This window comes from Acidisarcina sp. (assembly GCA_035539175.1).
Taxonomy (GTDB): domain Bacteria; phylum Acidobacteriota; class Terriglobia; order Terriglobales; family Acidobacteriaceae; genus JANXZS01.
Window position 1 is genome coordinate 557,942 of sequence record DATLIY010000008.1, and the last position, 18,329, is coordinate 576,270.

The following is an 18,329-nucleotide window of genomic DNA, read 5'->3' on the forward strand; positions in this document are numbered from 1 at the left end:
GGAAGGCTGGGGCGCGCCAACCGGCCGGCGCGCCCCGCCATTCAGTCCGCCTGCTTAGAGCTTGCTCCAGGCGCTGGAGTTCAGGCAATCCACAATGCCGTCGATTACCTTGCCCAGACCACCCTGGAACTGCGCCGGATCAAGCACATGCTTATTGGCAATAGCATCGGTCAGATTGATGGCGGATCCCACCATCGACAAGGCCGCCGCCTTCTTCTGATCCCCGTTGCCATTCCCAACAAAACTCTCCACACCCTGAATCATCCCAGGCAGAACTGCCAGACCACGCAGAAACATATTCAAAAAATTCATTCTTGCTCCTTCTTCTTTCGGTTCACAATTCAATTCAAAAAACTTCTCATCCCGACCATCGAGCTATCCCCAACTCCAGCTTCGAGCCCCCAAAGCGAACAAGCTCCCCATCGATCCTTGTCGCTTCAGAGAAAGCTGAAGCTGATGGAATGGCGTCGCATTACCTCGCTTGCTAAATGCAACAAAGTGACAAGCGCTCCCATCGCTGCCGCAAAGCCCTTGGCTCTTTGCCACTGCAACTCATGCCGTTCTACGCGCCCCTCCAGAACACCTAGCCGGCCAGTCTGGCCATCCCCTAGCAATGTGGCCATCTGATTCTTCAATACGCACAGGTCCGCCAGCACCTGCGCCTCAAACTCGTTCATCTCTCTATCCCTGCTGACCAACGGAGACGATCGTCTCCCGGTCTCAACTCTCTCGAACGTTCGGGCTTATCGCCCTCTCTTACATTGGTAAGTTCAGAAACACCGCGCTGGAAAAGCGCGAATACACAGGTGGGGTTGATCCGTCGTACATGCGAATGTAGTACTGTTCAGCCGCTGCCCAGCGTGGAATGTTGAAGTGCTGAACCGGGCTGCGCAGGACCAGATCACTGTCCGTACCCGGACCGAAAGCCCAGTCGCGCCGCCGCACCTCGAACCCTCCCCCTGTCGGAGGAGCCATGCCTGCATCCACCGCGATTGTCCCCCCACTCACCTGGGCGCTCAGATTCGGAAGATTGCTCAGCACCGGAATGTCAGGACTCTGTGGAATCCACGCATCCGCTGGAACTGCGGAGGAAACCGCCAGCGAAAGCTCTCGTGCCCAGTCATTCGCAACATCAATGGTGTACTGCAGTAATTCCGGCGCACTCGGCGTCAGATCCAATTTGACCTCGCGAACTACGACGTCAGATTGAAAAGCACCGGATGCAAAGTTGATAGCGAGTAGATCTCCCGGCCACACATCAGCCTGTGTCGTGTCTCCGTCAAGCACAGCCATTGTGTACTTACCTTCAAGAGCAGCCGACCGGCTACAGGAAGTATTTAGCAATGCCAGTGCGCCGTTCTCGCAGTCTGCGGAGCTCCTCGCCTTGGGCCGCGTCAGCGTGCCTGTCAGACGAGAAGTTCCAGGGATCGCCCCCCTGCTCTCCGCCGTCACACTCGCTGGTTGAGAGAGCCTGGCGATGGCACGCCGTCGTGTTCTGTAACAAACGCTGATACTTGATCCCGCTGGCGGAACAGAACCGGCAAAGAATCGCAGCGTTCCCGCCGAATCCAGTTTGCAATCGCCATCGGTGCTCTTCGTGCCGACTCGCTTGCTTGCCCACCCTCCGCCTTGCGGCTCGACCTGGACCCATACAGGAATGCGTTCCCATACCCGCATGCTCCGCAAACTCCCCGTCAAGCTAGTGCTGCTCGCGAGCACCAGGCTGCATACCGCCGGAGCCTGGCTAATCGATCCGTCATATAGAATCGTCGCTACTCCAGGAATCCCATTCACGGTCTCCTGCACTTCCATCAACACGCTTGCAGCCGCAGGAATCAAGTTCCCGCCAAACTGCTCCAGCCCCGCATCCCCCAGAGAGTAGAAGCTCTCCAACACACGTTGAGCCTCTACGCTGTAAACACGTAACCGTAGCGTGTACAAATTGCCCGTGCTGATCGGCAAAGCAGCACCTGCCTCGGTGCCACCGACTACTGGTACAAGGCATGTGCTCCCGGAAACCTGCTTCACGCGAAAACCCGCAAAGCAATTTGCCTCCGTGCTGGCTCCCCGGCAAAGGCTAAGCAGCAATCCATCGCTCCCGGCACCCAGACTTACTCCGCTCGCCTCCAGCAGCAGTGACCCGCCAATCTCAAGCGTGTTTACCGAGGAGAGATAGGTTTGTCCCTCAATCCCGCTCCCGCCATTAAAAGTAAGTCCTGCGGCGGTCACGGCCAGATGGGATCCCGGATCCACCACCTGCCACATCCGGGTATCGATGCTTGGACTATTGAAGTCATCCTGATACCAGGTCTTGCCGCTACCCGTAGAGGTAAATGGTTTGGCCGTCAGGTTGAACACCGCGGTCGTTCCATCTCCCTGAAAAAGTTCGGTCACGTAGGCTGAAGGCTCTTCTTCTCCACAGAGAGTTGCGTCATTCACGAGCATCTTCGTCTTCGCTGCGGTCAGCGTCTGAACCTGCAGCGTTCCATCTGCCTCGCTCAGTTGGTGCACCGTCGTGCCTATCGGCGCCAGACTCACACTACCATTCAGGGCTCGGTAGGAGGACCGTGCTGTTGAAGCCACCACCTGCGCGTTTTTTGACCAGCTCTCCGTCTCCTGGGGGCTGAACCTCCCGAGCAACGGCGAGCCAGTACCGCCCGCTAGTTGGAGCAAACCTCCTGCCCGGGAAATCAGAGTGCTCATGAGCGTCGAAGCAGGCTGTCCCGAGGTATTGCTACTACGGGAGAGCTCTTGCCTATCCAGCAGAAGCTCATCGCTGATCGCGAAAATAACTGCACTAAATGTTGTCCCCTCGACTCCAGCGCCCAGATACTCCAGCACCGGCTCCGTTGCTACGTAGCCCGTAAAATAAAGAACCCCACTGTCGTTGCCAACTACGATTCGCGAATTTCGTAACAGTGTTGGTGACGTGCCTGTCGAAAGTACACCGAAGGTGCAGGTTGATGGCTCGTTGAGCTTTCTGACAATCTTTAGAGGGTGCTTCGCATCTATCGTCGAGCTGTAGTCACGCGGTCCTGTCCCGTCCAGCAAATCAATGGTTATCTTCACAAGCGATCCTTCTCGATGGTCCCCGCACCGTGGTTCCGCGAACTGGTTGACGCTGCCCTTCGCGATTCTTCACAGAAAGTAGCAGCAGCGAAAATTAGAGAGGCATCCCTGCCGCTGGCAGAAAGCTGCGATAGCACAATGCCGGTTGTCCATCCTTGATATCCACTACAGGCATAGCCCGAAACTCCGCCGCTAGGCAGATCCTCTCCAGCGTTCCAGCTACAGGATGCGTAGACTCCTGTCCGCCCTTCATCGCCTGCAGACGCGGATAGTTGTAGAGAATGCGCTCGCCCTCCTCCCCATCCATGACGAAAAGTGCAGACCATTCCTGGAAGAATGTTCCGCCCTCGCGATCCATGAATCCGGCTACGGTCTGTACGCGCATCGCCGCAGATGGCGCACCAGCAAGGAGTGGCTCTTCAAGTTGAACGGAACCCGCTCCGACCGCGGCAACACGGGAGACGTTCAATGTCAGTCGCCGCACATAGTGAACATCGCCCTGCACTGCCGTTGCATTTCTGATGTACGCACACGAGGCGCCACTTCCCACATATCCCGTCTGCCCCGTGTAATCCACATCAACCGCAACTCTTTGTCCAACGCTGAACGTTGCTGCATCGGTAGAGCTCATCATTAACGTCGTTGCAGTCGACCCTGCGACTAGAGATACCGCGTTCGTGCCCGGAGGAGTAAGCAGATTCCAATGATCCGACCCTGCGGCCAGGGCCATCTGCAGCTTTCCCCAGTGCAGAAAGCGCAGCGATACCGAGGCGTCGATCTTTTGCCGTACCTGTACCTTGCTGGCACCAGGCGCACCTGCAGCCAATGAGCCAATCTCGCTCGCCGACTTCCTGCTGAAGTTATCCACCCAGCCAAGATCTATCCATGGCGCCGGAGGATTTTCGAGATCGAATCTCCCGAACTGTGCAGCATCAAATGGAACCGGAGCAGGCAGCGTGCGGTCAACCGGCGCAAAATATGCCCGAATGCGACGAGTGATGGGCGCCGAAGCGTTTACAGCACAACCTTGAGTCGTTGCTGTGCTCATTGCACTCCTCCTGCTTGCCGGGCTAGAACTGTGACCTTGACCACGCGTTCCAGGGAATCGCGACTCATGGTCGTCGCGCCGAATACAGGTTCGGTCCACAAGACAGTCATTCCCGTAGCCGTCGCAGGGACCACGCTGTAATTCATGACTGGTGCCGATAGCGGTCTAAGGATCTGCAGCAATTCCTCGTCCATGATCGCCAAGAGCCGTCCGCGATCCAGGCCGAGTGCCGCCTCGGTTCCCACCGTCCCATAGTGGATTTCGCATCCTAGGATTGCCATCGTTTGTGGCAACACCGGGTCCTTCTCCAGCACGGTCCATCGCAGCACAAAAACGTTCCGCGGCATCTTTGCTGCCACCGGCTCGGCGTCCTCTACCAGGATTCCTGGTCTCAGCGCTCCACGCACCATCATCGTGCGTTGGGGATTGACCACTGCCAATCTGTCCCGCAGCGCGATATAAAACGTGTCCTTCGCATCCAACATTCTTTCGCCTCGCTTATATCCCCTGCGCCTTCGGCAAGGCTTCGCGTAAAAGCAGCCTGTAGAGGTATATCCGCCCACACCACTCCGAGGCGGAGATAGATTCAATCAGAAATGTGTTCGTCCCCACCAGTATGGAGACCGCCTCGGCGAATAGAGCTTCCGCGGAGCCCAGTTGGGAAGCGCTGAGCTGCGCCTCCACGGCACATGCCGAGAGCAGCAGTTCCCACCTGTACTCCGAGCCCTCGACCATCGTTGCCCGCACGCGGCGAAATACGACAGGGCTAAGCACCAGATCTTGATAAGAACCGCTGTCTAGGCCCACTTGATCGCCGTCCGTGGCACACGGTGCGGTCGGCAATCGCAGTAGAACTGAAGTGCCTCCAAGCGACCGTAACAGCGCATCCGCGGCTCGCTGTGCAGCCTCCGTTGGATTCCGTACACTTACATCCGCTCCCATATCAGTTACCCCAACCGGCACGAAACATACGGCCGCAACAACGCCTTCACCTGCTCGTCAAGCAGCGTCGCTGCGAAGTAATCCATACGCATCGTGTCCATCTTTGTCGATTTCACGTTGAGCGAAGGTGTCGCCTGCGCATTCTTTACAATCTGTGCGCACGCGCTCTGCACGGCACTGGGAATCACAGTCAGCCCCGCCGTATAAGTAACCTCCACTTCGTTGTATGGAAGCCCGAGAAGGTTATAAGGCAGCGTCACCTCACCCGTGTCGGCCACAAAGTCCAGCGTCGAGCTATCGAGCATCGTCCATGTTCCCGGAAGGGAAAATGCCCACGCAATCTCCGATCTCATCGGCTCTAGAACGATCTCTCCGCGTCTGGGCCGCGCATATCGGGCCCTTACCGTGATCCATGGTGAGGTTCCCGGTGCAACGACTGCCAGTGGAAGGTAACTCAGCCGAATACTTTGGCTTCCCTCCACGACGCGCAATCTCTCCACATACTGCGTCACACTCAGGCTGGTTCGCCGGCAGTGAGCATCCATCAATGCGGAAGCCGCCGTGATCCAGTCATCCGTCGTGTTCGGAGCCAATCCAAAATTCTCGTAGTCCGTCGGCTGCAGATATCCCATCTTTACCCTTCATCTCAATACGCCACAGTTACTGTGCCGTATCGTTGTTGCTCCATCTCCCAGAACGCATCAAGGCCAGACCCGATATTCCCATCGGGTCTGGCCGTGTATCTACGCATCCAGATAAACTCGGCTCAAGGTGGTTGCCTCGACCCAGTCTGGATTCCTTTATTCCCTCACACTATCTCGTGGAGGGAGGACTCTAGCGATCTACCAGAACCTGGTAGTGGGCATAGTTGGCGCCCTTCACCACAACGCCGCCAAACTTCACGACGACATACTGCGAAGCCAGCGATCCAGGTACTCCAAGCTGGAAGACGCGAGGAGAAGAATCGCTCAGCCAGTGATACTCAATCAGATCCTCCGTCACAATGTAGGCAGGCAGCACCGCTGTTCCCGATCCCGGGGTACCGGAATAGCTCAGCGCCCATTCAGGAATGAGAGGCAGGTCGCCGGCCTGGGTCGAAAGCGTCTTGACCGTGAACCCTGCTCCAATTTCCTTCGAGTTCAGGACAACGTTGAACTCGCTCTTCATCTCACGGTCAATCAGATCCAGTAGTACCGGATTGGCATAGATCGCTGTGGGGCGAACCGCAAAGCCGCTGTTGGAGACCATCTGCGCAACCGTGGACTTCAAGCCATCTACAATGCTTTGTGTCGTGCCGATCGTCGTCGTATTCCCACCGGCAGCAATCTGCGCCGACGCGCCGTAATACTGGGTCGACGTCGGAGTGCTCAACGATGTGTCTGCGCCATTCCACAGTGCAACGTCGTGCGTGCGCATCACGCCATCGATGGTGTCCACCAGGTCCTTCGCCTGCAGATAGGCAAACTGCTTCTGCTGCGTTCCGAGCTCAATGTCAAACAGGTTGTAATTCAGCTGCGCCACAAGCGCCTTCAATGGAACGCTACGTTCCACGCGCGTTGGGCTTACAACCGGAGCGACAATGTTCCGTGGATCTACAAATCCGGATGTGCTGGGAGATGGAATCCCAATCTCTTCGAAGAAGCGCGAGGGATGGCCCGTCGCCGGCACTTGCTTGATGCGCTGCCCGAACAATCCGCGGCGGCGAACAATATCCGTGATCTCAGTCTGGTACAACGGCAGTTCGATGGCGCCAGGTCCAATGAAGTCAGCAGCGGAATGGATGTCGAGAAAATTTGCGGTCATAATTTCTTTCTGCCTGCTCCCAGGCGGTAGTTCCGTGGTTCGTGGATTCTCAGGAGGAGCAATTGCCCATCCTGAAAAAACGACAGTACACTCCCCCATAAATCGTTCGCAGTTCTCAGGCAACTTGCCAGAGCACTCTACTTCTTTAGGAGGAGCTCCAGGTGTTAGCGCAGCGAGCCAGCGCGAAGAAGCTGTGCCTTCACCGCGATTCGCTGCTCCAGGCTCAAGCCCGCAAGTGCAGCGTCCAGTGAGCCGGCTTCCACTCGATCCAGATCCTCAAGACCCTGCTTGCTCAGCAACTGCACCGTGGCAGCAGGCAGAGTCTTACGCGCTGCGGAGGTCTTCACCTCGCGCTGAGCCGCTTGTGCCCTCAACTCGGCAATCTCTTCTTCCGCCGCCATCAGCTTTTGCTCCAGCTCTTGCTCTCTGCGGCTGCCCTCGTTGTTCTGCTCAACGGTTGCCACAATCTTCTGCACATCTCCAGCCAACGCGGCGCGTCCCTGTTCCAGCAATGCCACTGTCTTCTCCAGCAGTGTTGCAGCAGCCTCCAGCCGTTCCAGGCTGCCCGCTTCCGAGTCCAATACTTCCCGATTGTCTAATTCCATAAGTGTCCTTCCCTTTCTCTCACCGTCTCACCCATTCCCGTTGAGGAACCGTATGCCGAGCATCGTGCCGCCAACCGCACCGGCCGTCGCGTCATCGACCGGCACTGCGTTAAGCGAAACGATGTACTGCGATAAGCCGCCTTATCCCGCAACAGAATCGCCGCACCTGTAAAGGTGGCCTTGCTTAGCCTCCAAACCTCGGCTCGCATATCTTCCACGTGCGCATCCGCCAGTTCGTAGGACATCCCCATCGTCCCTTCCTGGCCGCGAGTCATCTGCTCCTCCACTTCCGGAAAATCTCTTCCGAAGAGATAACCGCTCACGCGCAACTCATTTCCTTCGACGTTTGCTTCGGTGATAATTCCGCATTTCCTCCGCGCATCGTGTCCATCCCAACCCGGCCGATAGTCCACTGCCATTCCCAGCAGGGAGGGCAATGCCGCCATCGCTGCCGCACGTGTTAACAGCACACGATGGCCTCTCGCCCCCGAAGGAGCCTTGTCGCTGGCTACATCCACCAGCGTCAACACGCCTTCAAAGGGAATCCGGTTTGGATGGCCCGCGACTGCAGGAATCTTTAATGCCATTGCTTCAAGTCTCATTCACTCTCCCACTCGCGTTCTGCTTCTACTGCTCACCCCGCGACTCGCCCGCAATCCCATCTTGTTGAGTCGTTGGCAACGGCCCCAACCCTCGCATCGATCGCACCTCATCGACCGTCAGAACGCCCGCCTTCAGCAATGAAGTTTGTATCTGTACTTCCGTCATCTCGTCGCGTGCATCCAGTTCGTTGAAGACGAACTCAAATTCCCGCCAACCGAGCCTCTTGGCCAACACATCCCGGGTCAGGTGCTCCGCCAGCAGTTTTGCCAGCGGTGCAATTGCACTGCGAAACGCCTCGTTCCCTTGCTCTGCGGCTGTCGAGCGATTCACGTCGTGCTCCAGCCCCAGCATCATCGGCGGCAAACCAAATGCATTCGCCACCAATCGCATCAGGAACTCCTGCCAGTTCAGCCGCAGGTCTGCATCCGTGCCGGAGCTGAAGCGCAATACCTCCGGCTTCTGCTCCGAGCTCAACAGCGGAACCCGACCCGTACCCTCGATCTCATCCTGCCACCAGCGGATCAGCCGTTCATGCTGTGCCGGAGTCGTCTCGTTCAACCACAGCGCATACTGCACCACGGAGTTGCTGGCCAGCTTCGAGGCAAAACGGTTCGCGCTCAAAAACGCGTTCACTGTTTCAAATGCAACTTCCAGCGGGCCCAGGCCAAATGGTGTATGCGTCCGAGGATTCATTCGCAGATAGATCAGCTCATCATCACGCAGCGAAATCAGCCCGTCCGTCCCCATGCGGCCTGTCATCTGCGCATAGCGCGGTGTCTCCTGCGTGCCATCCCATTTGGGATTAATACGGATCGTCGCGCCATCCACCGGCCACAATGCAAACGGCCGCTCCCCATCGCCCGTCAGGTCGATTTCGATAGCCCCAAACCCGCCCACCAGCGCGTCTTCCAGCACCTGCTCCACCAGCGTGCGGAAGGAGTCGCTGTCGTTCGGTTCTTCTAGCGCCCTGCGGATCGCCGCCATGCGCGCATCCAGGTCTGCAACCTCTGCCGGCACGTAACCGCGCTTCACCTTGATCTGCCAATCCAGACTGGCAATGCGATCCTTGATCACGTTGATCGCGCGCCGCACTACCGGCGTCTCCGCAAATTTGCGCAGATTCGCTGGCGTCGGCTTTGGCATCAGGTTGGTAGAGGATGGGTGTGGCGACAAGATCGACGGCAGCATCAGCGTCTTGCGCTGTCCTTCCGTCTTCTGGCCTTCCCCGGCTTCCACGCCACTCAGACGCTTCCACGCACTTCGTATCGGTTCCATCAGCTTCAATGTGCTCGCCCCTTTTTCCTGATTCCAAAATTCATTCAATGCCGCCACTGCTTCCGCCACCCTGGCCCAAAAAACAAAAGGCATGGCGTTGATCGCCATGCCTCTCGAATCCTGCTCCGCTCTAGCTCAAACCCGCAGCTCTCTCCGTGCCGTCTCTGCCACCCGCACCAGGTCGCTCGTCGTCAGAACTCGAATTGTCTGCTGCTCCATCGTCTCTACCGCAAATCGGTATTGCGATATCCGGTCCTCGTCCTCGCTCGCGCCCTTGATCTCTGCCAGAGGCTCAATAATCGCGGTCAATTCCAGCTTCGCCTGTTCCACCCGCGCGACTCCCTCCACCAGCGCCGGCGCGCTGAACGCCAGCACCTTCGCCATCTCCGCGTCGCTCTCGAGCGAGACTGCGTGAAACATCTTCACCACGCCGTTCGGCCTGTACCCGCAATCAATCCGCATAGGATCGCCCGGCTTCGTATAATCCGAGGCCGCGATCCGCTTGCGCATTAGGTCCCACACGCCCACCCTGTCAAACTGGTTGCGCATCCGATTCAGCAGCGCGCCCCGCCCGCTTCTACGCACCTCGCGCTGCCGCTTCTGCGGATCGACATAAAGCTGCATCAACTGCTCCAGCTCCGCAGGAATCGACTCCGCCAGGCATCCTTTCGCCTCGGTCATCTGCACCGCGTTTGAGAAGGAGTCCTCAATCACCTGCATCACCGTCTTCGTTCCATCTGCCGCCTCAGCCAGCCTGCGCCGTACCTCTACCTCAAGCGCCTCCAGCATGGCCGTATCCGCATCCGGATCGATGCAGCGCACTCGCTGCCAGTCGCGCGTAAAACGCACCTCGGTATGCCCGGCTTCCCGTAGCATCACTCCGATGTTCACAAACTCGTTCTTCACAGCATCCGGAACGTACCGGATCAGGAAGAACTCGCATTGCCTGCGTCCTACCACTCGCGCCCCTTCTCGCCCAATCTGCAAAATCAACCGAATTCTACTTCTTCTATCGGCAGCTCCCGCTCGTCCCGCACCCGCGTCCTACATCATCCACTTCGGGCCTTCCGTATCCTGTACCTGCTTCGGGTCCGGAAACCCACCTTTCACCAGCTTTTCTTTTGGCCGCATCCAATTTGGAAATGGCTTCCGCGAAGATTCCCGAAACATATCAATATGCTCCCGCACCCGCAGCCTGCGCTCCAGCAGTTGCTCTACCAACTGCTCCAGCTCCGCCGTATCGCCGCCGTACCACTCTGGAGGAACCGCCTCCGCAATCGCCCAGGCCTTCTCCGGTGCAAACGTCTCAATGCGGCTCAGCCAGGGTTCAAAGCTCTCCCATCCAACCACGTCCCTGTATACCGGATTGCGGGCATACACACCCCGCAGCGGAGCATCCACAAACTTCCATTCCCCTGCGTGAAAGCAGTACCCCTGGTCAATAAAGGTCGCCGCATACCGCCGCTCCCGCGGCTTCTTCACAAATACCGCCTGGCGCCCATTTACGTTGCAGGTCCACTTGTCCAGCGCCAGCATGCCGGCAAATTCCTTCAGGTTCCGCGTCTCCAGCAGCATCTCCTCCGGCAAGTAATCCACTACCTGCCCGGGCATCAGCCCACCCACAAAGCGCGATCCAAACTGCAAGCCGCCCCTGCACCTCTCCTGCGATCGCCCCAGGTCCATCTTCAGCTCCGACGTATGGTCGATCAGCCAGTCGGTCACCTCGACCACCTCGCACGGCGGCACCGTCAACCCCACCGCCTCTGCCAGCCTCGTGGCCAGAAACTCGTTTGCCAGCACGCGCACATGCTGCGGATTGTTCTGGAACTTCACCACGTACAGGTTCGTGTCTGCGCCCAGCATCAGATGACTCTGTGCTCCCCCCCGCATCCGCCGAATCTCCTGCACTACCAGCACTGCCAAATCCGTCGTTCCCCTTCTTAAGGTCTATCCTCAAATTCTATCCTGCGAACCTGCCCGCCCCACTACCTTCGGCCACCGCCTTCCACACCGTGCGCGGCCAGTGGAGGAATGCCACATTAGCTGGTCGTCACACTGTGCGATCCTGAGCGTCACTCTGTGACCCTGATCGTTCCTGTGTCGTCTCGAGACTTACTTTGTCTTCCCGAGCGTTGCTTGTCGCTTCGAACGTCCTTGCAGTCTCGAACGCACCTTGCAAGTCTCGAACGTTCCTTACAAGTCTCGAACGTTCCTTGCAGCCTCGAGCATTCCTTTGTGACCCTGAGAGTTACTTTGTCGTCTCGAGAGTTCCTGCGTCGTCTTGAGACTTACTTTGTCATCCTGAGCGAAGCGAAGGACCTGCTTTCCCCGCCTTCCAGCAACTCCGCTCGCACGCCCATCGCGATCGCCATCGCCATCACGCAATCATCGTGCTCTCCCGCCCGCGCCCCAGTCTTCCCATTGGCATGGCGAACAAAGCTGCAGCACTCCTCGAGCAACCGCCGGCTCTGGAAGATCTCCGGCTCCTCAACCAGGGCGCTTCCAATCCTTGCCAACGCTGCCGGCCGGGAAACCGACGTGGTCAGCCATCCATGCTGCCCGCCTTGCATATAAAGCCTCTCATAGCGGCAGACACTTCCCAGGTAAGCAAGCACCCCCGAACCATGATTGTTCCTCTCTACTGCCAGCAGTGCCTGGTTATACTCCTTCGCCAGGGCCGTAGCCTCTCGTGCCAACTCCAGCGTATCCAACTTCGCTCTCAATTCGGCACACTGCAGTCCTGTCTCCAACTCCACCACCTGTACAGCGGAGTAGTCCCCCTCAGCGCCACCTCCCGCAGGGTCCGCCGCCACAATGTAGCTCCGGCCCGGCACCGGCGGATACCAGATCTGCAGCGCTCCGCCCAGCCTCGTCGATATGGCATCCGCCGCATCCCGAATCCTGCCGGCAATAGCATCCGCATCAAAGACGCAGGCGCCGCTGGCCAGAAAGCATTCCTCCGCATCCTCCGCAAATTCCTGCTTCGCCAAAATATCGAAGTCAGCCCTGAGCTTGCGGCGAAACCCGATCTGCTCCAGGCTAAGACCGTTCCGCTCGCGCACCGCCACTTCCTCGGCGGTCAGCGTATGTTCTGCAACCGCCTCGGTTACATAGGCACTCTCCCACCACCAGGGGAAAAAGTGCCGCACCGTTCCCGTCTCGCCTGCCCGGCGCCATTCGTTAAAGAAGCACCCCGAAGCCCCCTTCGGCGTAGACTCCAGCACGATCTCTCCATCAGGAGGCATCGCGGCCCGTAGCCCGGCCAAAGTCTCTCCGGCATTCCCCGGCCAGCGAGCGACCTCCGAGCAGTGCAGATTCTGGATCGTAATCCCCCGCCCAGCATTTGTATCCCCGGCACTCTCCACGCGGTACTCGCTGTCGAGCGCAGGAAAGATCATCTGCCGCGCGCTCGACCGCGATGTCCGCAGCGCGCCCTGCCGCAACCCTTCTGGAAGATACTCCCAAAAACGGTGCACCATGCGGAAGAGATCTTCCGCCGCTTCCTGCGTATGCGCGACCTCTACCGTCAACGTCCCCGGCTTTGTAATCGTCTTCAGAAAAAAGCGGCCGGCAACCCACGTGCTGATGCCCATCTGCCTGGCCTTCAGCACAATGTTTCGCCGCCCGCGTCTTCTTTCAAACTCCCTCTGCACCCGGTTCGGAACGAACGCCACGCACTGTCCGCGCCGATCCCGAACCTTCAGCAGTGCCTCCGCCAAAAACATCCCCGTCGTTTGTTCCTTGAGTGTGGCCAGCCTCTCGTCCAGCACCACCCCCAGGCCGCACAGTTCTCCCAGATCCCCCGGCACATCCTGGGCCTTCATCTCTTCTCCGATTCAGTTACCGTCTCGTTGAACCACCGGCTCATATGCCGCCCGCCGCTCTTGACCGGCGCCTATTCGTTTGCGACTCCCGCATTCCCAGCGACCCACTTCGAGAGCGCACTTACATAGGAGAAGCTCTGCGAACTGCATGTCGATGCTGTCGCGCCGATGGTCATCCCACCCCGAACATTCGCAGGCCACGCAAACGTGTGTCCGCCAACTGAGTCCTGGCACACAACAAACGTCATGCTCTGGCCGCTGGCGCCTGCTCCAATTGTGGAAGAGGTGACGTTCCCTGTCAGCAACAGATAGTTCACGCTTCCCGTTGACGAGAAGGTTGGAGTTGCCGAGTAACTTATATCCGCCTCTGCAAATAAACCCGATACCTGCGAAGGGCTGGCCAGCGTCAGGTTCGCCACCGGGGTAGTAGAGGTCACCGAGATAGGAGCGGTTCCCGTGGCAACATTGGAGATCAACGTATTCGTATGCCAGTTCCCGCTTAAATCCCCACCGTACACCCCGCCAAAGGACAGAGGATACGTAGGGCTGCCCGGTCCAAAGTTACACCCCGTTGAGGTGCATAGCTCCTGCAATGCGTTGTTAATCAGCAGGGAGTAAGGGATGGTTGAAATCGCTGCACCAAAGCTGTGCGTCGTTGCAGTCGTGCCCAACAAACCTCTGGACAAGTTATCCAAAGAGACGCTGTAATCGCCACGGCAATGCACCGATCCCCACGAGATTACCTCGCTATCGATAACTGCCTGTCCAGGTACACCAAATGCCGGCTGAGTATAATTCACAGGAACCGAATTAGGGTTGCACGTACTTGTCAAAGGAATACCGTCCGTTGACAACGAAGTGGAGCCTAGATTCGTGTTGATGGTCGAGGCTACCGAAGTCCCGACCTGACTCGACGTGCTCACAGTCTTGGCAACAACATTGTCCACATTTGCTGTCGTTACATTGATCGAGTCCCACTTAGGCGAGAACACGATAGGACCTAAAGAAATACCCGAACCATTCGCTGTCCCCTGAGAACTGATATTTACGCCCCCATTGGTGTTAAACCATCCTCTACCGTTGATGGTTGTGTCATAAGGAACGGCACACACCGACCATGATGGAGTCAGGTTGCAGGTCGTGGTTGTTCCCAGGTTGAGCGACCACCCTTGCGTTGTCGGGCCATAATCGGCCTTCAACGTAAGGTACATCGTGCCCTTCCCATAGTTGATCCGCTGATTCAGCGGCACACCGCTATCCTGCAGCCACCCTCCTCCTTGCCATCCGCAGCATTGGCCGTGATACGGAATATGCAGCGCCTTCCCTCGTCCGAGCGGCACTGTGGCATCGGAGTAGATGCTTCCATTCACACCCCGCGGGCTTCCCAGGGTGCTCATCAAGTCTTCTGGTTCAATCTTCATATCCACCAGGGAGTTGAACCAGTCATTGTTAATGTTGCCCATCAGGAAAGCATCCGGCCGCGACTGACCCACGTTCTCGATCTGTGCTATACCATTCAGCTTGCGATAGCCTGCATTTGCCGTGGCGATACCTGTTACCGTGTTGTCCTTGCCGTAATCGGCAGCCGGAGCAGTGGCCAGGTTATTCGCAAACGATGAATCCGTCAGGATGACATTCCCAAGAAACTGTCCTTTGCTGTCCGCCGTCGAGGTGTCTAGATAGAACGGCTGCTGCGTGAACCAGCTAGGTCCAAGGATCGTTTCCGCATTGCTGGTCATCCCGTTATGCAGAATCCCTGCAGGATAAAACGGATTGATGTGCCAGCCTGTGCCTAAGTTGAATTCTCCACTGACGCCCTTCAGCTTCAGGTCGCTGCCCGTTACGTATCCTGCTTCGTCCGTCACAAGACCATCGCTGGGCTGCCGAGATTCTGAAAACGGCTGGTCCACGTTATTGATGGTGTTCGGCCCGCTCTCGATATTCATCTCATCGATAATCTGCGGTCCGGCGATAGAGAACCAGGGCACTGGCGTATCCACCATACCGTTGGTGAACTTGTTATAGGGGCTGGTATTCGTCCATCCGGCGGCGCCGTTGTAGGCTTGCGCCGCGTCGTTCACGCCGGCCATAGCCCATACAATGCCGTAGTTCGTGTGCCAGATGTGATAGTTCTTCACAGATACCGAGTAAGGCCAGCTCTGGTAGAAAATGCTGCAGGAGCTTGTGCTGTTTGAGGATGATCCGAGAAACTCAATATTTTCCAGGTCCGGATTTCCCAACGTCGGGTTGGTAACCAGCGCACCCGCCGGCGAACCATCGGAGTAATGGAAGGCCAGCCCGCAGTTGCCAATGTTCCATGCAGGAATAACTCCGTTGTGTTTCCCGTTCTGTGTTGGAGTCGTGAAAGTAAAAGGATTGACGGCATTGATGACCGCATTGGAAGCGTGAGCCACAGCAGTTGTCGAAGTCTGCCCGCGCTTCACTCCGAGATAGACAAGGAAGTATTTCGTCGGAGTCGTTCCCGGAATAATGAACGGTATGCCATCCGTATAGGTCGCATACTCGTTCGAGGCTGTTCCGTAGTCTATGCCGATCGCCCCAATCACCTCGCCGTATCCGCCAAAGTCCGCGTAGCCTAGCGGCGTGTTGGCTGGATTATCCGTGATGGCGATTGTTGTTTGGCTGGCAGCAATACCGTCCACCACGTTGACGACTGCCCCGGGATCATGCGCTTGTGCAGTGGCCGTCGTGGTAATGGTGTTGCCCGAAATGGCGCTGTAGTTGATACGCTCCGAATCAATCAGCAGCGTTCCAGAAGCAGGGAAGCCAATCGGCGCGTAAGCCAGCGTAATCGATGTAGAGCCCGCAGCGGCAGTCGCCCCAAGCACTCCAGGAAGATAACTGGAGTAGACAACAGTCTCCCCTGCCGAATTTCCACCTATCCCGTTATGTGCAACCGCAGTGGTTGCATATAGTCCCCGGGTCAGCCCCGTAAGGGTATTCCCGCTGATCCCGGTATAGCTGACAAACTCGCCACCTAGCTGGATGACTCCAGAGGTAGGAAGCCCCGCAATGCTGGCCAGTGTAATCGAGGTATCGGTTGCTCCAATGTTTGCAGTGGGCCAGGTGCGCAGCGTACTCGCCGGAGCATGAGAGATAGAGCTGACCCACGGCTTGTTTGCCCACGCCGATCCCTGCCCGGAAAAGGACAGATCGCCCAGGTAGTGCACAGGAGCACCCGCCGCGTGTGCCACCGCAACCGTGCCACCATATCCGCGATCTACCGCGTTACTGGTCGTGATCGTGTTGCCACTTACTGTCGTGTAGTGAATCAATTCCTGATCCACCAGCACGAAACCCGCGCGACGGTAATACTGCGTCGAGCCAACGGTCAGAGAAGTATCCGTGGCTCCAATCGCATTCGTCAGCGTGGTGTAAAGCTGTGTCACGTCCACACTGGTATCCACCTGCAAGGTGAGATCCTGAATCTTGCCCTTGGTCACGATGCCCTGCCAACCGCAAATGCCATTGCCTCCGCCACCCGGCAATCCGTCTGTTGTTCGGTCGTTCGGGTCCATATTGCTGATGATGTCCTGCCCTGGGCCACCAACCAATACAGAGAGTCCTGTTCCCACGCCTTTTAGATACTGACAGGTGTAGGGCAATGGCTTCGAGGTATAGCACTTCCCAGCCGGAAACTTCAGGCCAAAGGGCTTGTAGGGATTGATCGCGGCAACGAACGCATCATGCAGCGCTTGGTAATTGTCCGTCCCTGTGCTGCCGTTGAAATCGCACTTCACGCCCCAGTCAGTGACCGACCGGTACTCCATGACTCGCAAATCAATTACGGGTATGCCGTATGGATTCGTGAAAGTGTCGGTGCCCGCATAATTCGCAGGGATCTCCACCGCACCTGTAGCTCCCGCCGCATTGATCGCCTGCTGAAGTGTGGTTCCCTCTGGAAAGTATTTCCCATTCACCACAGGAGTCGTCAAAGGCCCCGTCATCGTGTCTCCCGCCTTGGAGACAGAAGCAGACGATGCGCGGTCGACATATTCCTTTGTGGCTGCGTCGTAGTTCCCGACAGGATCGTTGGCTAGCGTCAGCGATCCTTTCATCGTGCCTCCTGTCATTGGCAGCAGCGCGGAGGCTGCTTGATCCACATAGTGCTTCGACGCTGCCTGCTGAACGGTAATTGGATCGCTGTTCAGCAACAGAGGCCCCGTCATTGTGCCGCCGCTCGAAGGTACAAAACCTGTAGTTACGCCGGCAATCGAGGTATCCACATACTGCTTCGTGACTGCCTGCACCGCCATTGCTACTGGCATCACCTTCGCGCGCACCGACGCCAGGCTGACTGTCGCAGCAGAGGGAACAACCCAGTACTCGGTGCTTGTCGTCCCATCATTCAGATGGTAGACGGCCGTATAGTACGTTCCATCCGGAGCAGCTCCGGCATTGGGAGCGAGACCAATCGCCACCCATCCGTCAGCTCCAATCGGGATTGATTTACTGCCCGATGCCACTGCCTCATTTGCACTCGTCGTAAATGCGGGCCAGCTCAGCAGCAGCGTCCCCTGTGCCACGCTTCCATCCGCGCGATACACCGTACCCTGCACCGTATCCGTTGCCACCGCCAAAGCCCTCTGAGGCAAAAAAGCTAACAGTATTCCCAGCCACGCAACAACTCCCGGCAACCTCTTCACAAATGTCATGCTTCATCCTCACTCCGCGTATCAGCGGCTTTCGGTCCGTGTTGCTGCGCCTGCGTCTCCTGATCCTTCGGATCTTCGACTTCAGTCTCCATATCGTTGCGCTTGGCGAGTTCTTTCATCAGCATCTCTGCCAGGCTTACATGCCGTTGTTTCTTCCCACGGCTCGTCCGTTCATCCTTCACGCCGGCCATCTCAATCAGAAACTTCGTGTGTGTCAGGCTCCCATGTTTCGCTCGCTCGATCGACGAATCCACAATTTCCGGAAATGCCTCCGATAGCTCCTTCTTTGTATGAGCCTTGTAGTTTCTAATTCGTTTCTTCGGCGTAGGTGGATTTGTACTCTTCTTCGTTGCGCCGGTCTTCTTTGCTCTCGACTTCAAGCTAGCTTCTCGTAGTTCGTCTTCCACCGGACCCGTTACTGCATTCCCGCTTTTCTTCTTCTGCACTGGCATCATCAAAAAAGGCAAGAGGGACGCCGATCGCG

General features: G+C 57.5%; 16 protein-coding genes. All 16 read right to left on the minus strand.

Annotated elements, in window-relative coordinates; all coding sequences use genetic code 11:
• Positions 1–54: 54 nt before the first annotated feature.
• The gene (locus VM554_10360; protein ID HVJ08777.1) at positions 55–312 is read right to left on the minus strand and encodes a hypothetical protein; all 258 of its coding nucleotides are present in this window, start codon (positions 310–312) and stop codon (positions 55–57) included.
• 125 nt (positions 313–437) lie between these two features.
• Positions 438–677 carry a hypothetical protein gene (locus VM554_10365; GenBank protein ID HVJ08778.1) on the minus strand — a complete coding sequence of 80 codons (240 nt, stop codon included), beginning with the start codon at positions 675–677 and terminating at the stop codon, positions 438–440.
• 79 nt (positions 678–756) lie between these two features.
• The gene (locus VM554_10370) at positions 757–3,069 is read right to left on the minus strand and encodes a hypothetical protein (protein HVJ08779.1); all 2,313 of its coding nucleotides are present in this window, start codon (positions 3,067–3,069) and stop codon (positions 757–759) included.
• A gap of 94 nt (positions 3,070–3,163) precedes the next feature.
• The gene (locus tag VM554_10375; GenBank protein ID HVJ08780.1) at positions 3,164–4,117 is read right to left on the minus strand and encodes a hypothetical protein; all 954 of its coding nucleotides are present in this window, start codon (positions 4,115–4,117) and stop codon (positions 3,164–3,166) included.
• A complete protein-coding gene (locus VM554_10380) occupies positions 4,114–4,602 on the minus strand; it encodes a hypothetical protein (protein HVJ08781.1) in 489 nt (162 codons plus the stop codon). Before VM554_10380 ends, VM554_10375 begins: the two co-directional genes overlap by 4 nt.
• 13 nt (positions 4,603–4,615) lie before the next feature.
• Positions 4,616–4,891, minus strand: a complete 276-nt coding sequence (locus VM554_10385) for a hypothetical protein (GenBank protein HVJ08782.1) — start codon at positions 4,889–4,891, stop codon at positions 4,616–4,618.
• Between the two features lie 173 nt (positions 4,892–5,064).
• On the minus strand, positions 5,065–5,691 hold the full coding sequence (locus tag VM554_10390) for a hypothetical protein (GenBank protein ID HVJ08783.1): 627 nt from the start codon (positions 5,689–5,691) through the stop codon (positions 5,065–5,067).
• A gap of 202 nt (positions 5,692–5,893) precedes the next feature.
• Positions 5,894–6,862 (minus strand): hypothetical protein, encoded by a 969-nt coding sequence (locus tag VM554_10395; protein HVJ08784.1) that lies wholly within the window; start codon positions 6,860–6,862, stop codon positions 5,894–5,896.
• Between the two features lie 164 nt (positions 6,863–7,026).
• Positions 7,027–7,467 carry a hypothetical protein gene (locus VM554_10400; protein ID HVJ08785.1) on the minus strand — a complete coding sequence of 147 codons (441 nt, stop codon included), beginning with the start codon at positions 7,465–7,467 and terminating at the stop codon, positions 7,027–7,029.
• Complete coding sequence (locus VM554_10405; GenBank protein HVJ08786.1) at positions 7,458–8,069, minus strand: hypothetical protein; 612 nt, start codon at positions 8,067–8,069, stop codon at positions 7,458–7,460. The genes VM554_10400 and VM554_10405 overlap by 10 nt, the downstream gene beginning before the upstream one ends.
• Before the next feature lie 25 nt (positions 8,070–8,094).
• Entirely contained in the window at positions 8,095–9,453 is a 1,359-nt protein-coding gene (locus tag VM554_10410) for a phage portal protein (protein HVJ08787.1), read from the minus strand.
• Between the two features lie 27 nt (positions 9,454–9,480).
• On the minus strand, positions 9,481–10,305 hold the full coding sequence (locus VM554_10415; protein ID HVJ08788.1) for a DUF3037 domain-containing protein: 825 nt from the start codon (positions 10,303–10,305) through the stop codon (positions 9,481–9,483).
• 84 nt (positions 10,306–10,389) lie between these two features.
• Positions 10,390–11,262 (minus strand): HipA family kinase, encoded by an 873-nt coding sequence (locus VM554_10420; protein ID HVJ08789.1) that lies wholly within the window; start codon positions 11,260–11,262, stop codon positions 10,390–10,392.
• Between the two features lie 371 nt (positions 11,263–11,633).
• Positions 11,634–13,169, minus strand: a complete 1,536-nt coding sequence (locus VM554_10425) for a hypothetical protein (protein HVJ08790.1) — start codon at positions 13,167–13,169, stop codon at positions 11,634–11,636.
• A gap of 71 nt (positions 13,170–13,240) precedes the next feature.
• Positions 13,241–17,845: a hypothetical protein gene (locus VM554_10430; protein HVJ08791.1), complete on the minus strand. Its 4,605-nt coding sequence runs from the start codon at positions 17,843–17,845 to the stop codon at positions 13,241–13,243.
• Positions 17,842–18,225: a hypothetical protein gene (locus tag VM554_10435; protein ID HVJ08792.1), complete on the minus strand. Its 384-nt coding sequence runs from the start codon at positions 18,223–18,225 to the stop codon at positions 17,842–17,844. The genes VM554_10430 and VM554_10435 overlap by 4 nt, the downstream gene beginning before the upstream one ends.
• Between the last annotated feature and the right edge of the window lie 104 nt (positions 18,226–18,329).

Coding starts and splice junctions, on each gene's coding strand:
- VM554_10360 (HVJ08777.1), bottom strand. CDS start 312: ATGAATTTTTTGAATATGTTTCTGCGTGGTCTGGCAGTTCTGCCTGGG.
- VM554_10365 (HVJ08778.1), bottom strand. CDS start 677: ATGAACGAGTTTGAGGCGCAGGTGCTGGCGGACCTGTGCGTATTGAAG.
- VM554_10375 (HVJ08780.1), bottom strand. CDS start 4,117: ATGAGCACAGCAACGACTCAAGGTTGTGCTGTAAACGCTTCGGCGCCC.
- VM554_10380 (HVJ08781.1), bottom strand. CDS start 4,602: ATGTTGGATGCGAAGGACACGTTTTATATCGCGCTGCGGGACAGATTG.
- VM554_10390 (HVJ08783.1), bottom strand. CDS start 5,691: ATGGGATATCTGCAGCCGACGGACTACGAGAATTTTGGATTGGCTCCG.
- VM554_10395 (HVJ08784.1), bottom strand. CDS start 6,862: ATGACCGCAAATTTTCTCGACATCCATTCCGCTGCTGACTTCATTGGA.
- VM554_10400 (HVJ08785.1), bottom strand. CDS start 7,467: ATGGAATTAGACAATCGGGAAGTATTGGACTCGGAAGCGGGCAGCCTG.
- VM554_10405 (HVJ08786.1), bottom strand. CDS start 8,069: ATGAGACTTGAAGCAATGGCATTAAAGATTCCTGCAGTCGCGGGCCAT.
- VM554_10410 (HVJ08787.1), bottom strand. CDS start 9,453: ATGGCGATCAACGCCATGCCTTTTGTTTTTTGGGCCAGGGTGGCGGAA.
- VM554_10425 (HVJ08790.1), bottom strand. CDS start 13,169: ATGAAGGCCCAGGATGTGCCGGGGGATCTGGGAGAACTGTGCGGCCTG.
- VM554_10430 (HVJ08791.1), bottom strand. CDS start 17,845: ATGACATTTGTGAAGAGGTTGCCGGGAGTTGTTGCGTGGCTGGGAATA.